Genomic DNA, 14,479 nt, shown 5'->3' with positions numbered 1-14,479 from the left:
GATGAGCGGTGATCACCCCGCGGGAGCGCTTTCGTTCCAGGAGCGGTCCAGCTCGGTGACGCAGTAGGTGCCCTTCGGGCCGGTGTAGTCGCCGTCGCCGCCGCGGCGGGTGGCGACAAGTTTGGCGGTACCGTCGGCCACGCGATAGACGGCCGAGGAGGTGCCCTTGCCCTTCCAGGTCACCTTCACGCCCCCGCCCTCGACAGCCGTCGTCACGCTCGGCGCGGCCGGTGCGTTGTTCGGCAGCCACTTCATCAGCGGGGGCAGGGCCGGGGTGGAGTAGAAGTGTGCGGAGTACTTGCTGACCGCGCCCAGAGCGTCGGCCCGCAGGTTCTTCGCGCTGAAGTGGAGACTGCCGCTGACCTGTGGATACTTGCGGTTGAGGGCCAGTTCGCGGTCGAGTTCGCCGGGGTCTGACCACGGGCCCGGCTGGCCTACGCGGTAGTCGGCCTGCCCGATGTACAGCTGCACCCTCGTCGTTTTGACGACGTCGGCCCACCAGGGCAGGAGCTTGGCGTAGTCGGCGACCTCGAAGCCGATGTTCCAGTACAGCTGCGGCACGATGTAGTCGAGCCACTGCTCGCGCACCCAGAGGCGCGTGTCGGCGTAGATCTCGTCGTAGCTCTGCAGACCGCGGGTCGGGGAGCCGGCGGGGTCGGTGGCGTCGTTGCGCCAGATGCCGAACGGGCTGATGCCGAACTTGACCCACGGCTTGACCTGCTTGATGCGCTGGCTCACCTCCTTGACCAGCAGGTTGACGTTGTCGCGGCGCCAGTCGCCCTTGCTCTTGCCGCGGCCGTAGATCTGGAACGCGCCGTCGTCCGGGAACTCCTGCTTGGCCACCGGATACTGGTAGAAGAAGTCGTCGAAGTGCACGCCGTCGATGTCGTACTGCTTGACCGCCTCCAGCATCGAGTCCTCGACGAACTGGCGGGCCTCGGGGATGCCGGGGTTGAAGTGCAGGCGGCTGCCGGTGGTGCCGGCCGAGGGGTAGACGACGGCCCACTCCGGATGCTTGCGCAGCGGGTGGTCGGGGGCGAGCGCGTTGATGTCCGGGCCGGCGCCGGCGGGGGCGGGCTGGCTGGCCCGATACGGGTTGAACCAGGCGTGGAACTCGAGGTTGCGGCGGTGGGTCTCGTCGATCATCCACTGCATCAGGTCGAAGCCGGGGCCCTGGCCGCGGACGCCGGTGATCCATTCGGACCAGGGGGCGTACTCCGACGGCCACAGCGCGTCACCGCTGGGGCGCACGTGGACGAAGACGGCGTTGAGGTTCAGCTTCTGCGCGAGGTCGAGCCAGCCCAGGTACTCCTGCTTGATCTGGTCCGCGGGCAGCCCCGGCCGGCTGGGCCAGTCGATGTTCTCGACGGTGGTGATCCAGACACCGCGCAGCTCCCGGGGCGCGGTCAGCGGGGCACCGTCGCAGCGGGCGGCCCGCGGGTCGGCGGCCCGGTCGGCCCGGTCGGCGTTGCGGTCGAGCCGGTCCACGCCGCCGGGCGCCTCGGCCGAGGCGCTGCCGGCCCGGTCCCACACCATCCGGGCCACGCCGACCCCGCCGACGAGGACCAGGACGATGCCCAGCACGAGCGGCAGCGCCGACGTGCGTTCGGGCAGGCGGGGGAGCACCGGCACAGTCTGCCCTGGGAGCCGGGGGCGAAAGCAAGACATTGTGCGAAGAAAGGCCCTAACGAACCAGGCGGGACTGGTCCTCGAGCTCGGCCATGAGCCGTTCGGTGGCCCGGCTGACCGCCGCGTCCATGAGCCGGCGCTCGGCCACCACTGTCTGCATCCCGTCCCCGGCGAGGCTGCGGGCCTGCTCGGCGACCAGCAGCTCCTGCTCGTGGCGCTTGGTCTCGGACAGCTCGCGGCGGCGGGCCTCGCGGGCCTCGGTGCGCTCGTAGCCGTTGCCGTGCGAGACGAGCTTGAGCCAGACCGCGGCGCAGTCGAGGCAGACAAGCAGCGCGGCGACGCCCAGGTAGAAGAAGCCGAAGCCCCAGAAGTCGCTCGTCACCAGGTGCCACATCGCTGTCGTGCGGGCGCCGAAGCCGGCCCCGGCCTCGACCGAGGCGCGATTGTCCGTCCGCTGCTCGGCGATCTGGGCCAGCAGGGACGCGACCTGGTCGGCCCGGGTCTTGCGGGCGGGGTCCTGGGAGGTGCGCAGGGCCACTGCCTCGCCGTCGAGGCGGGTGGCCTCGTCCATGAGCGCGCGGGACTGCTGCACGAGCGTGTCGCAGTAGCCGCCGGCCGGGCAGCCGGCCCGCCGGGACACGCCGTCGGCCCGGGAGTCGGCGAGGGCCTGGTCGTAGACGGCGGCGGACTCCTTGCGCTTGTCGGCGGCGAGCCTGTGCAGGTCGGCCACGGCGGTGTCGTCGGCCGCGTCCTGGGCCCGCAGCCCGTCGACCTGCTTCTGGAAGGCCGCGATGGCGCCGCCCTGCTCGAGCTGGATGAGCTGCCGGTTGTGCACGGTGCCGAGGTAGGCGTCGATCTCGCCCTTGTAGCGGGCCAGCATGAGCGGCTCGGTGATGACGACAGCGAACAGCAGGGCCAGCACGATGCGCCCGGCGTACAGCCCGAAGGTCCGCCGTTTGAGCAGCTGGTGCGGGTCGGCCGAGTCGAGGTGCTCGAAGTTGACCGCGACCCGGCCGACGACGGCCCGGTCGTAGGCGATGACGGCCAGGGCGACCGGCGGCCCGACAAGCCACTGCCACCAGGGGTGCGCGTAGTTCGTCGAGGCGTCCACGAAGCTCGCCGCGCCGACGATCGCGTACACGCCGTACAGCACGATGAAGATCCCGATGGACCCGTAGAGCGCCCGGTCGGTGTGGGTGCGCACGCTGGCGGGGTTCACATTTGCGATCTTGAGTAACGCGGTTCCCGCCATGGGTGCGACGGTACGCGAGGATAAGTCGCTTTTGCGGGCCTTTGGACAACCCGCAACTGTCGCCCGCCCGCCGGCCGCTCAGCGCCCGAGGTCTTTGATCATGATGTGGCAGCGCTCGGTGCTGTGCGTGCGGCGGCCCTGGTCGTCGTAGTCCACGACGAGGGCGTTGATCACGCCGAGCCCCCAGTCCGCGTAGCCGTTGCGGGAGTACAGGTCGAACGCCGTCCGATCGTCGGGCTTCACGCCGAGGACCATCCGGCGGCGCTGCTGCCCGCGGGCCAGCCCCTCGGCCGCCGCGAGGATCTTCGTGCCGACGCCGTTGCCGCGGTGCTCGGGCAGCACCTCGAGGTGCGAGAAGATCGGCACCTTGGGCAGCCGCTCGCGCAGCTCCCACTCCTCGGCCGGGGCCAGCCGCAGGAACGCGCTGCCGGCCACGGTGCCGGCGCGCTCGGCGATCAACACGATGCCCAGCGTCGGCTGCCGGGCGATGCGCTGCTCGAAGTAGTGGTGCTGCCCATGGGCGGCGACGAGCCGGGGCAGGTCCGCGGCGCGCGCCGGGCGTATGTGCACCAAAGCCGGACCTCGACCCTCAACCGCCGTCGGCTGCCTGCCGGCGGCGCTGCCTCAGGCGAATCGGGAGAGGTCAATCATAGGCCGCGGTGTCTACCGCCCGGTAACCACGAGCTCGCGGGCGCGGGCCTGATCAAGGGCGTCCAGATGCTTGCGGTGCTGGCGGAGGCGGGGTTCGCGCGGCGCCGGCCCGGTGCGGTTGAGTCGGACGGTGGCCGATCGGCGGAGGCCGAAGTGGCTGATCGCCCCCGCGATTCCGCGTCCGGTGCTCAGCGCCTCCACGGCCCGGCGCCAGACGTTCTGGTCGCGCTCCCACGCCTTGAGGAACCGCGCGCACAGGTGCGGCTCGATGAGGTAGGAGCGGCCCCGGGCCGCCTTCAGCGCGGTGACCATGCTCTCGCGGCCCGCGGCCCGCTGGAGCAGCCGGGTGATGAGCCGCCGGCGGACCTCCAGGAAGCCGACCCAGTAGTCGGGCTTCAGCGCGTCTTCCAGCTTGCCGTGGCTCAGCGCGGCGAAGACGCCCTCGGCCAGCGTGTCGCCGAGCTCCTCGCCCCGCGCCCGGTCGGGGTTGACGAACGGGTCGTACCACTGCTGGACGGCCCGCCCGGTCCGGGCCACCGGCCGGATTCCGCCCTCGTCGAGCAGGAAGAACCAGTCCTCGTTGTAGATGTGCGGGAAGAACGCCCCGTCGCTGCGCTCGACCGGCACGAGCAGCGCCCCACCGCCGACAAACGTGCCCTGCCGGTCGCCGAGCTCGCGGCGGGCGTGGCAGACGACCGAGTTGTCGGGCATGCCGTCGATGTGCAGCCCGACCGCCGCGTGCGTCGGCAGCAGCGCGGCCGCCCGGCGCAGGTCGGCCGCGTCGGGCACCTGGATGTCGTCGTCGAGGAACATCACCTGGTCCCAGCCGGCCGCCCGGGACAGCAGCAGCGCCAGGTTGCGCTTCATGCTCACGTCGGTCGTGCGCCCGAACGGCCCGCGGGTGAACAGGCCGGCCGTCTCCAGCCCGGGCATGAGCCGGGGCGCGCCCGTCACGTCGATCGCCACGACGTCGGCGACGATGCCGTGGTCCTCGATCTCCCGGACGATCTCGGCCGCGTGGGCCTGCCGGCTGGCCAGCACGAGCAGCGGCGTGTTGAGCTCCTCGGCCAGCCCGGCCGCGTGCAGCAGCGAGGAGGCCGGGCGGGCGCTCGGCACGATGATGGCGTCCGGCCGCCGGCCCCCGAGGTCGGGCGCGTCGGCGCAGGTGAGCAGATCGTCGTGGTCGAGCAGTTGGTCGCGCTGCCCGCCGGGGCCGGCCCCGCCGCCGCTCATCCCGCGTCCGGCCATTCGAGGAACCGGTTGCGCGCGACGGTCCAGTCGGGCGTCACTGTCTCTCCTGCCATCACCGTGACACGGAACAGGATGCCGAAGCTCTCGGCCGGGCCGAAGCGCTTCTCGAGGTACTCCTCGTTGCGGTTGCGGAAACCGCGATCCGTGAGCGCGCGGACTGCCCCGTAAGTACCCCGGCCAAACATGCCGTTGCAGAGCGTCACCGTGCGCTTCACGTTGATCGGGCTGGGGCCGCGGTAGAAGTACGCCACGTCCTCCAGCAGCGTGCGGCCGCTGCTCTCCTCGTCGATCACCGGCTTGTACTCGTGCCCGTCGACCTCGAAGTAGCCGCCGTAGTCCTTGTCGGTGCGCGGGTGCTGGCGCACCGGCAGGTCGAGGCGCTGGGCCATCTCCCGGCTGACCGGGTTGAAGTCGACGCCGCCGAGCAGGATCAGGTGGCTGTGGTAGTCGTCCGCGGTGAGCTTGTCGTGGGTGCGGATCCGCACGTCGGCGATGGGGTTGACGGCCCGCAGGTGCCCGAAGATCTCGATGACCGAGTCCGCGTCGGCGTACGTGTAGGCCCGCACGTAGTCCGGGTCGCTCTTGTGCGCGTAGGGCGCCCGCAGGTCCTCGGGCAGCCGGGCACACACGATGACGATCCGGGTGGGGTCCGGCCCGAAGTACCAGGTGCCGCCGCCGATGGTGTCGCGCGCGTTGAGCCGGATCTCGCCGCCCTGCGCCAGCACGTCCTGCGGGCTCGTGTAGCCCGCCGGGGCGCCGCCGCTCTCCAGCTGGTCGCGCAGCCGGCCCAGCTCCGCGTGCAGGACCTCCTCGGCCGCCTTCTCCTCGTCCGTCAGCTCGTCCTCGTCGAGCAGTCGGGCCGGCCGCTGCTCGATCGAGCGGCGGGTGGCGAAGAACCGGGCGTAGCCGGCCAGCCGCGCCTCGGGCGGGGTGACCGGGTCGGTGTCGCGTTCCCAGGAGGAGATGACGGAGACGCTCAACGGCTTCGCCCCGCCCAGGGCCTCCGCGAGCTGCTTCTGCGTCACGGGCTGCGGCCGCTCCGGCCACTGGTGGCGGCGGAGGTCGCGAAGATAGCCCGCGAGGGTGCGGTTCGGTGGCGTTTCAGTCGGCTGCACCGGCCCACCTTCGTTCGCCGAACTTCGGTCGGCTCCTGAGTATACGGGTAGGGCAAACCGGACTGCTATCGGAATCCTCGCCGTTTCCAAGGTTCGGCAGTGCCCCGAAGCATCGACCAAGATGGTCCGAACGCTTGAGCGGGGGGAGGGTCGCGGCGTAGCGTATTAGGCAGGAGAAGTGAAGTTCACCGAAGTGCAGCAGCTGGAAAGAAATTCAGGCAAACGCAAGGCTCGTGGCGCCCTCTCCCGGCAAGGACCAGGCACCACGGGCCCGCTCGACCGACTCCAGAGAGGACCCGGCCATGTCCAACCTAACTCCCCACGGCCATCGAGTAAACAACGGCCGCGCCCGGAGCGCGGCGGCCCTCGGCGCGGCGCTGCTGACCCTCCCGGCCCTCGCCGGGTGCTCCGACGCGGCCGCCGCAGCGGGCGGCGAGGGCGCCGGTCCGGCCGTTCCGGTGCTCGCCGCGCTGGCCGTCGTGGCCGCCGGTTTCCTGCTCAAGCAGTGGCTGAGCTCCGCACGGGACGTGGTGCGGATGGAGTGGAACCTGACGATGGCCCGGGTCCGGGCCGCGCTCTGGGCCACGCTCCTCGGTGCGGCGGTGATGGCGGCGCTGCTGTTGCTGGCGATGAGCGCACACTGAACCCTGGCTCCACCGACCCGACCGGACTCGTTCGGGTCCGAAGGTGAACTTCACCGAACTCCCCGGGCGACGTCGCTCGACGTCGCCCGTATCCTGGGGTCTGAAGGAGACGTCGATGGGCCGACCCGTAGACCTTGCCGACCGGCTGCGCCGCCTGCGCGTCACTGCCGACGCCACAGGCCTCGCCCCGGCCAAGCTCAGCCAGGGCGACCTCGCCCGCGCGTTCGGGGTGAGCACGCCGCTCGTGTCCGCCTGGGAGAAGCCGGTCGGCGCCACCCGGCCGACCGACGGGCACCTGGACAAGTACGCCCGCCTGTTCGCCACCGCGCGCTCGTTCGCCGGTGACCGCCCGCGGCCCCTGGAGCTGGAGGACCTGACGGCCGAGGAGCGGGACCGCTACTACGAGATCAAGCACGAGCTCGGCCTCACCGAGCCGGCCGACCCGCTGTGGTTCCCGGACGGCATCCCGGTCACGATCGTCTGCGCCGAGCAGCCGGAGAAGATGCGGGCGGCGGTCGAGTACGCCGACCCGCTGCACCCCGACCACATCGAGCTCTACAGCTACGCCGACCCGGATGCGCTGTTCGAGCTGCACGGGTACCTCGGCCGGGTCAACCCGGACACCCGGGTGCGCTACAAGCTCGTCACCCGCCTGACCAGCTTCGACCTCGACACCCACCTCGTCGTGCTGGGCGGTGTCGACTTCAACACCCTGACCCGCCAGCTCATGGACCGGCTCGATCTGCCGGTGGCCCAGGTGGGCCGGGAGGGGCTCGAGGCCGGCGCCTTCGCGGTGACCGACGCCGACGGCACCCAGCGCACGCTGGTCCCGGAGCTCAAGCAGGAGGGCGGCCGGCTGATGCTCCGCGAGGACGTCGCCCACCTGTGCCGCGCGCCCAACCCGTTCAGCCGCCGCGACACCACCGTGACGATCTTCAATGGGATGTACGGCCGCGGCACCCTCGGCATCGTGCGCGCGCTCACCGGAGCCGACGGCCGTGACGCGAACTTTCGCTATCTGGAGCGGCGTTTCGGTGGCTCGCCCCGGTTCAGCCTGGTCTGCCGGGTCCCCGTCGTGGCCGGTGTGGTCACGGTGCCCGACCTGAGCGACGACCGCATCCGGCTGCACGAGTGGCCCGAGCCGATGGGCGGTCCGATCGGGTAGGAGTAAAAAACGGCTCATCGTGGTATGCCAGAGGGCACGGTCTCCCCGCGCGGAGGTGGCAGCCGATGGGCAAGGACGTCGAGTCGACGGTGTTCAGCCGGGAGGACCGGACGCGGTACCGCGACAAGGTGCACCGGTGCCTCGACGCGTTCGCCCGCATGCTCGACGAGGCGACGTTCGAGGACGGCGACGGGATGAGCGGGCTCGAGATCGAGCTCAACCTCGTCGACGAGCGCTACGACCCCGCGCTGCGCAACCAGCGGGTGCTCGACGCCATGGCCGACCCCGCGTTCGTCACCGAGCTCGGGCAGTTCAACATCGAGATCAACGTGCCGCCGCAGCACCTGGCCGGGGACGGGCTGGCCCGCTTCGAGGAGCAGGTGCGCACCAGCCTCAACGCGGCCGAGAAGCATGCGGCCCAGGTCGACACCCGGCTGGCGATGATCGGCATTCTCCCGACGCTGCGCCGCGACCAGCTCACGCCCGACGTGCTGTCGGCCAACCCGCGTTACGCCCTGCTCAACGAGCAGATCTTCGCGGTCCGGGGCGAGGACCTCATGATCGCCATCGACGGCGTCGAGCGGCTGCACGTGCGGTGCGACTCCATCGCCCCCGAGGCCGCCTGCACGAGCGTCCAGTTCCACCTCCAGGTGCTGCCGCAGCAGTTCGCCGCCTACTGGAACGCGGCCCAGGCCATCGCCGCGGTTCAGGTGGCCCTGGGCGCCAACTCGCCGTACCTGTTCGGCCAGGAGCTGTGGCGCGAGACCCGGATCCCCCTGTTCGAGCAGGCCACCGACACGCGCGCGGAGGAGCTCAAGAGCCAGGGCGTGCGCCCGCGGGTCTGGTTCGGGGAGCGCTGGATCACCTCGATCTTCGACCTGTTCGAGGAGAACGTGCGCTACTTCCCGTCGCTGCTGCCGATCTGCGAGGACGAGGACCCGATCGACGTGCTCGACCGCGGTGCGGCGCCGCGGCTCGGCGAGCTCAAACTCCACAACGGCACCATCTACCGCTGGAACCGGCCCATCTACGACGTCGTGGAGGGCCGCCCGCACGTCCGCGTCGAGAACCGGGTGCTGCCGGCCGGGCCGACGGTCGTGGACAGCATGGCCAACGCCGCGTTCTACTTCGGGCTGGTGCACAGGCTGGCCGGCCAGGAGCGGCCGGTGTGGACGCAGATGTCGTTCGGGGCGGCCGAGGAGAACTTCCACACCGCCGCCCGGCACGGCATCGAATCCTCGGTGTTCTGGCCGGGCCTCGGCGCGGTGCCGGTGACCGAGCTGGTGCTGCGGCGGCTCCTGCCGATGGCCCACGAGGGGCTCGACGAATGGGGCGTGGACCCGGCCCAGCGCGACCGGCTGCTCGGCATCATCGAGCACCGCTGCCTGGCCCACCGCAACGGCGCCTCCTGGCTCGTCGAGGCCGCCCACGCCATCGAGGGCAACGGCCCCGTCGAGCGGGACGACACCATGCGCAAGCTCCTGGCGGAGTACCTTCCGAGGATGCATTCGAACGTCCCCGTCCACGAGTGGTGACCGGCGAGTGACGGGTGAACTGATCCTCACCCAGGACGGCCCGCTCGCCACGCTCGTCATCACCAACCCGGCCAAGCGCAATGCGATGACCGCCGCGATGTGGGCGGCGCTGCCGGGGATGCTGGAGGTCCTGGCCAAGGACCCGGTGAACCGAGTGCTCGTCGTCGCCGGGGCCGGCGGCACGTTCTGCGCCGGGGCCGACATCGCCGAGGCCGCGGCGATCGCGCGGGCCGGCGACGACAGCCTGGCGGTCGCGGCCGAGCGCGCCCTCGCCGAGTTCCCGCGGCCGACCATCGCCCGGATCGACGGCTTCTGCGTCGGCGGCGGCTGCCAGCTGGCGGTGGCCTGCGATCTGCGGGTCGCGGCGGCCTCGGCCCGCTTCGGGGTGACCCCGGCCAAGCTCGGCATCGTGTACCCGCCATCGACCACCCGCCGCCTGGCCGCCCTTGTCGGCCCGGCCAAGGCGAAGCTGCTGCTGTTCACCGGCGAGCTTGTCGACGCGTCCGAGGCCCTTCGCTTCGGGCTCGTCGACCGGCTCGTGGCCGACGATCTGCTGTCCGCCGCCGTCGACGACCTGGCCGCGACCATCGCCACCCGCTCACGGCTGACGCTGCGGGCCGCGAAGGCCGTGCTGGGCGACCTGCCGGTGCCCGCGCCCGACGAGGGCGAGCTGGCCGAGGGCGTCGCGGCGTTCCTGGAGCGCCGGGCACCGAACTGGGCCTGACTCACAGCTGGCACACAGGCTCCTCGGACGCGGCCGGAAGTCTCCGGCCGCAGCGTAATGACCATGACAGCCACGCTGACCCCTCCGGCCGCGCCCCCGGCCGCCTCCGAGGCCCCGGCGCGGGCGCGGGCCGGCGGCAATCCGGCCTGGGCCACGCCCGCCCTCGTCGCCCTGCTGCTCGCCACCGGCGTGCTCTACCTGTGGAACCTCAGCGCCTCCGGCTGGGGCAACGCGTTCTACGCGGCCGCGGCCCAGGCCGGCGGGGACAGCTGGAAGGCGTGGTTCTTCGGCTCCTCGGACGCCTCGAACTTCATCACCGTCGACAAGACCCCGGCCGCGCTGTGGATCACCGGCCTGTCCGTGCGGATCTTCGGGCTGAACTCCTGGAGCGTCCTGGCGCCCCAGGCCCTCATCGGGGTGGCGACGGTCTGGCTGCTGTACCTCACCGTCCGCCGCTGGCACGGCCCGGCCGCCGGTCTCCTGGCCGGTGCGGTGCTCGCGAGCACCCCGGTGGCCACCCTGATGTTCCGGTTCAACAATCCGGACGCCCTGCTCATGCTGCTGCTCGTGGCCGGGGTCTACGGCGTGCTGCGCGCGGTCGAGCGGGGCAGCACCTGGTGGCTGCTCTTCGCCGGCTCCATGGTCGGCTTCGGCTTCCTCACGAAGATGCTCCAGGCGCTGCTGGTGGTGCCCGCGTTCGGCCTGGCGTACCTGCTCTTCGCACCGACCGGCCGGGTGCGCCGGCTCGTCCAGCTCCTCGCGGCCGGTGCCGCCGTCATCGTCTCGGCCGGCTGGTGGGTGGCGATCGTGTCGCTGACCCCGGCGTCCTGGCGCCCGTACGTCGGCGGCTCCCAGACCAACTCGATACTCGAGCTCACCCTCGGCTACAACGGCTTCGGCCGGCTCACCGGCAACGAGACCGGCAGCGTCGGCGGCGGGGGCGGCGGCTGGGGTGCGACGGGCTGGTCGCGGCTGCTCGACGGCGCGACCGGCGGCCAGGCGTCCTGGCTGCTGCCGGCCGCGCTCATTCTCGCTGCCGCCGGCCTCGTCTGGTCGGCCCGCAAGGCGGCCTACGTCGTCTGGGGCGGCTGGCTGGTCACCACCGCACTGGTCTTCAGCTACATGCAGGGCATCTTCCACGACTACTACACGGTGGCCCTGGCCCCGGCGATCGGCGCCCTGGTGGGCATGGGCGCGATGACCCTGTGGCGGCGCCGGGCCGACCTCTACGCGCTGCTGGTGCTCGGCGGCACCGTCGCCATCACCGCGGTCTGGTCCTACATCCTGCTCAACCGGGCCACCGACTTCCACCCGTGGCTGCGCGTCGCGGTCCTGGCCGCCGGCGCGCTCGGTGCGGCCGGCATCCTGCTCAGCCAGCAGCTCGGCCGCGGCCTGCGTCTGGCCGCGGCGGCCCTGGCCCTCTTCGCGGTGCTGGGCGGGCCTGTCGCGTATTCGCTGAACACGGCGGCCACCGCCCACACCGGCTCCATCGTCACGGCCGGCCCGACGGTGGCCGGCGGCAACGGCTTCGGGGGCGGCGGTCGCGGCTTCCCGGCCGGCGGCAACTTCGGCGGTGGCTTCGGCGGCAACTTCGGCGGCGGCGGTGGCGGTGGCGGCATGGGCGGCCTGCTGAACGCGACGACCCCGAGCAGCGAGGTGGTCGCCGCACTGCGGCAGGACAGCTCGAAGTACACGTGGGTGGCCGCGGCCGTCGGCTCCAACAACGCGTCCGGCTACCAGCTCGCCGGCCAGCTCCCGGTGATGGCGATCGGCGGCTTCAACGGCAGCGACCCGGCCCCGAGCCTGGCGCAGTTCCAGCAGTACGTGCGCGAGGGCAAGATCCACTACTTCATCGGCGGCTCCGGGCTGGGCGGCCGGAGCAACGGCGGCAGCAGCGTCGGCGCCGAGATCGCCGCCTGGGTCCAGGCCAACTACACCGCCACGACGATCGGCGGCACCACGCTCTACGACCTCACGACCTGACCCTTCCCCTGAAAAACTGCGGCCTCCACCGGGAACCCGTCCCGGTGGAGGCCGCTGTCGTGTCTTCGGACCCCCGGGTTCCCAGCCTGGGCACAGGTTCACGGCAACTTGCCGGAAGGTCGCGCGCCGAATCTTCGACAATGACCAGCACAGAGACGCTTCCTCACGCGGTCGGCCCGGGCGCCCCGAAAGCCGCCGCCGTGCTCGACGTCGTCATCCCGGTGTACAACGAGGAGGCCGACCTCGGGCCCTGCGTGCGCCGGCTGCACCAGCACCTGCGCGAGAGCTTCCCGTACCCCTTTCGGATCACGGTCGCCGACAACGCCAGCACCGACGCCACCCCGCAGGTCGCCGAGGCGCTCGCCGCCGAGCTGGCCGGCGTCGAGGTCCTGCGGCTGGCCGAGAAGGGGCGCGGGCGCGCGCTGAAGCAGGCCTGGTCGGCGTCGGACGCGCCGGTGCTGGCGTACATGGACGTGGACCTCAGCACCGACCTCAACGCGCTGCTGCCGCTCGTGGCACCGCTGCTGTCGGGGCACTCCGAGGTGTCGATCGGCACCCGGCTGGCCCGCGGGGCGCGCGTGGTGCGAGGCCCGAAGCGCGAGTTCATCTCACGCAGTTACAACCGCATCCTTCGTACCGCCCTGAGCGCGAACTTCTCCGACGCGCAGTGTGGGTTCAAGGCCATCCGCAAGGACGTCGCCGAGCAGCTGCTCCCGCTGGTCGAGGACACCGGCTGGTTCTTCGACACCGAGCTGCTGGTCCTGGCCCAGCGCTCGGGCCTGCGCATCCACGAGGTGCCGGTGGACTGGATCGACGACCCGGACAGCCGCGTCGACATCGTCGCGACCGCCGTGGCCGACCTCAGGGGCATCGCCCGCCTGGGCCGCGCCTTTGTCACCGGCAAGGTGCCGGTCGCCGCGCTGCGCAGCCGCCTGGGCCGGGCCCCGCTCGTCGAGGGCGTCCCGGCCGGGATGCTGCCGCAGCTGCTGCGCTTCGGCGCCATCGGCGTGCTGTCGACGGTGGCCTTCCTGGTGCTCTACGCGCTGCTGCGCCCGCAGCTCGGCGCCCAGGCGGCCAACTTCGTCGCGCTGCTGACGACCGCGATCGCCAACACCGCGCTGAACCGCCGGCTGACGTTCGCGGTCCGGGGCGGCGGCGGGGCGGTACGACATCACCTGCAGGGTCTGCTGCTCTTTGCCCTTGGGCTCGCCCTCAACTCGGCGGCGCTGCTGGCGCTCGGCTGGGCCGCGCCCGCCCACTCCCACGTCACCGAGCTCGGGGTGCTCATCCTGGCCAACGCCGTCACGACGCTGCTGCGCTTCGTGCTCATGCGCGTCTGGGTCTTCCGCCAGCACTCCACGGAACTGTCGTAACCGACAAAATGGTCAAGTCTGACACGCCGGAGTCGCCCGTACGATACCGTCAAATGTGGTGAAAGCGGGATTTCTTCATGAAGTGCGCGACGGCGTCACGCCGCGCGCGGGTGCGCTGGTCCTCGCGGTCCTGGCCCTCCAGCTGGCGTTCATCGCCAGCTACATCGGAGCCTTCCACGAGCCGACCCCGCACCGGATACCCGTGGCCGTCGCCGCGCCCCCCGAGGCGCTCGACGACCTCGTCGGCAAGCTCAACCGCCTGCCGGGCGAGCCGCTGGCCGCGCGGGCCGCGTTCAGCGAGGACGCCGCCCGCCGCATGATCGACGAGCGCGAGGTCTACGGCGCCTTCGTCGTCTCCAACACCGACGCCACCGACCGCCTGATCGTCGCCTCGGCCGCCGGTGCGAGCGTGGCCACCGCCCTGGAGCAGATCATCACGCCGCTCGAGGACGCCCAGGAGCGCGCCTTCACCACCGAGGACGCGAAACCGGCACTCCTCGGCGACGCCCGGGGCCTGTCCGGGTTCTACCTCGCGCTGGGCTGGGTCGTTGGCGGATACCTGGTGGCCCTGGCCGTCAGCATGAGCAAGGGCGCCCGCCCCGCCAACCCCCACCGCGCCGTGATCCGCCTGCTCGCGCTGGCCGTCTACGCCGCCGTTTCCGGCGTGTGCGGCGCCCTGATCGCGGGCTCGCTGTTCGGTGCCCTGGACGGCCACTTCGCGCAGCTGTGGTGGTTCGGCGCGCTGCTGGTGTTCGCCTCGGGCTGCTTCACGATGGCCCTGCAGGCCGCATTCGGCTTCGTGGGCACCGGCCTGACGATCCTGCTCTTCGTGGTCCTCGGCAATCCGAGCGCCGGCGGGGCGTACCCGGCCCCGCTGCTGCCCGCCTTCTGGCGCGCCATCGGCCAGTGGCTCCCACCGGGCCTGGGCACCGAAGCCATCCGCGGCATCGTGTACTTCTCGGGCGCCGGCGTGCAGCGCGCGGCCATCGTCCTGGGCGGCTACGCACTGTTCGGCCTGATCGGCACCCTGCTGGTCGCCCAGATAGCCCAGCCCCGCCAGATCGTCATCACCCCGGGCCAGAGCCTGGTCCCGGCCACCTCCCGGGCCCCCGTCACCACCTCGCGCCCGTAGGGGCTCCCGGCGAGGCGCTCGCTTT

Annotated in this window: 12 protein-coding genes; 7 read left to right on the top strand and 5 right to left on the bottom strand. The window is 71.9% G+C overall.

Going from position 1 to position 14,479, the window contains the following annotated elements; all coding sequences use genetic code 11:
• Positions 1 to 12 precede the first annotated feature (12 nt).
• The 5 genes from Dvina_RS50305 to Dvina_RS50285 all read right to left on the bottom strand — a co-directional run bounded on the left by Dvina_RS50305 (position 13) and on the right by Dvina_RS50285 (position 5,898).
• Positions 13 to 1,626: a glycoside hydrolase family 10-like protein gene (locus tag Dvina_RS50305; RefSeq protein WP_246655846.1), complete on the bottom strand. Its 1,614-nt coding sequence runs from the start codon at positions 1,624 to 1,626 to the stop codon at positions 13 to 15.
• A gap of 58 nt (positions 1,627 to 1,684) precedes the next feature.
• Positions 1,685 to 2,848, bottom strand: a complete 1,164-nt coding sequence (locus tag Dvina_RS50300) for a DUF4407 domain-containing protein (RefSeq protein WP_246655845.1) — start codon at positions 2,846 to 2,848, stop codon at positions 1,685 to 1,687.
• A gap of 111 nt (positions 2,849 to 2,959) precedes the next feature.
• Positions 2,960 to 3,451, bottom strand: a complete 492-nt coding sequence (locus Dvina_RS50295; protein WP_223099218.1) for a GNAT family N-acetyltransferase — start codon at positions 3,449 to 3,451, stop codon at positions 2,960 to 2,962.
• Positions 3,452 to 3,544: 93 nt separating this feature from the next.
• Positions 3,545 to 4,780, bottom strand: a complete 1,236-nt coding sequence (locus Dvina_RS50290; RefSeq protein ID WP_223099216.1) for a hypothetical protein — start codon at positions 4,778 to 4,780, stop codon at positions 3,545 to 3,547.
• Positions 4,762 to 5,898, bottom strand: a complete 1,137-nt coding sequence (locus Dvina_RS50285) for a helix-turn-helix domain-containing protein (protein ID WP_223099214.1) — start codon at positions 5,896 to 5,898, stop codon at positions 4,762 to 4,764. The genes Dvina_RS50290 and Dvina_RS50285 overlap by 19 nt, the downstream gene beginning before the upstream one ends.
• Positions 5,899 to 6,200: 302 nt before the next feature.
• Between Dvina_RS50285 and Dvina_RS50280 the strand changes: the two genes are divergently transcribed.
• The 7 genes from Dvina_RS50280 (at position 6,201) to Dvina_RS50250 (ending at position 14,454) form a co-directional block, all read left to right on the top strand.
• Positions 6,201 to 6,542: a hypothetical protein gene (locus tag Dvina_RS50280; protein WP_223099212.1), complete on the top strand. Its 342-nt coding sequence runs from the start codon at positions 6,201 to 6,203 to the stop codon at positions 6,540 to 6,542.
• A gap of 115 nt (positions 6,543 to 6,657) precedes the next feature.
• Complete coding sequence (locus Dvina_RS50275; RefSeq protein ID WP_223099210.1) at positions 6,658 to 7,707, top strand: helix-turn-helix domain-containing protein; 1,050 nt, start codon at positions 6,658 to 6,660, stop codon at positions 7,705 to 7,707.
• A 65-nt stretch (positions 7,708 to 7,772) separates the two neighbouring features.
• The gene (locus tag Dvina_RS50270; RefSeq protein WP_223099208.1) at positions 7,773 to 9,242 is read left to right on the top strand and encodes a glutamate-cysteine ligase family protein; all 1,470 of its coding nucleotides are present in this window, start codon (positions 7,773 to 7,775) and stop codon (positions 9,240 to 9,242) included.
• Positions 9,243 to 9,249: 7 nt separating this feature from the next.
• Positions 9,250 to 9,966, top strand: coding sequence for an enoyl-CoA hydratase/isomerase family protein (locus tag Dvina_RS50265; RefSeq protein WP_246655844.1), 717 nt, complete (start codon positions 9,250 to 9,252; stop codon positions 9,964 to 9,966).
• 63 nt (positions 9,967 to 10,029) lie between these two features.
• On the top strand, positions 10,030 to 11,949 hold the full coding sequence (locus Dvina_RS50260) for an ArnT family glycosyltransferase (protein WP_223099206.1): 1,920 nt from the start codon (positions 10,030 to 10,032) through the stop codon (positions 11,947 to 11,949).
• A 140-nt stretch (positions 11,950 to 12,089) separates the two neighbouring features.
• The gene (locus Dvina_RS50255) at positions 12,090 to 13,322 is read left to right on the top strand and encodes a bifunctional glycosyltransferase family 2/GtrA family protein (RefSeq protein ID WP_223099204.1); all 1,233 of its coding nucleotides are present in this window, start codon (positions 12,090 to 12,092) and stop codon (positions 13,320 to 13,322) included.
• 82 nt (positions 13,323 to 13,404) lie between these two features.
• A complete protein-coding gene (locus Dvina_RS50250) occupies positions 13,405 to 14,454 on the top strand; it encodes an ABC-2 transporter permease (RefSeq protein WP_223099202.1) in 1,050 nt (349 codons plus the stop codon).
• Positions 14,455 to 14,479: the final 25 nt, after the last annotated feature.

The sequence above is a fragment of the Dactylosporangium vinaceum genome (assembly GCF_019904175.1).
In the GTDB taxonomy this organism is placed as follows: domain Bacteria; phylum Actinomycetota; class Actinomycetes; order Mycobacteriales; family Micromonosporaceae; genus Dactylosporangium; species Dactylosporangium vinaceum.
The sequence above is the reverse complement of the archived record's forward strand: the minus strand, read 5'-3'. Positions and strand labels throughout refer to the sequence as shown.

Excerpts from the sequence above, each read along its gene's own strand:
- Dvina_RS50270 (WP_223099208.1), top strand. The coding sequence starts at position 7,773 with ATGGGCAAGGACGTCGAGTCGACGGTGTTCAGCCGGGAGGACCGGACG.
- Dvina_RS50290 (WP_223099216.1), bottom strand. The coding sequence starts at position 4,780 with ATGGCCGGACGCGGGATGAGCGGCGGCGGGGCCGGCCCCGGCGGGCAG.
- Dvina_RS50275 (WP_223099210.1), top strand. The coding sequence starts at position 6,658 with ATGGGCCGACCCGTAGACCTTGCCGACCGGCTGCGCCGCCTGCGCGTC.
- Dvina_RS50260 (WP_223099206.1), top strand. The coding sequence starts at position 10,030 with ATGACAGCCACGCTGACCCCTCCGGCCGCGCCCCCGGCCGCCTCCGAG.
- Dvina_RS50255 (WP_223099204.1), top strand. The coding sequence starts at position 12,090 with ATGACCAGCACAGAGACGCTTCCTCACGCGGTCGGCCCGGGCGCCCCG.
- Dvina_RS50280 (WP_223099212.1), top strand. The coding sequence starts at position 6,201 with ATGTCCAACCTAACTCCCCACGGCCATCGAGTAAACAACGGCCGCGCC.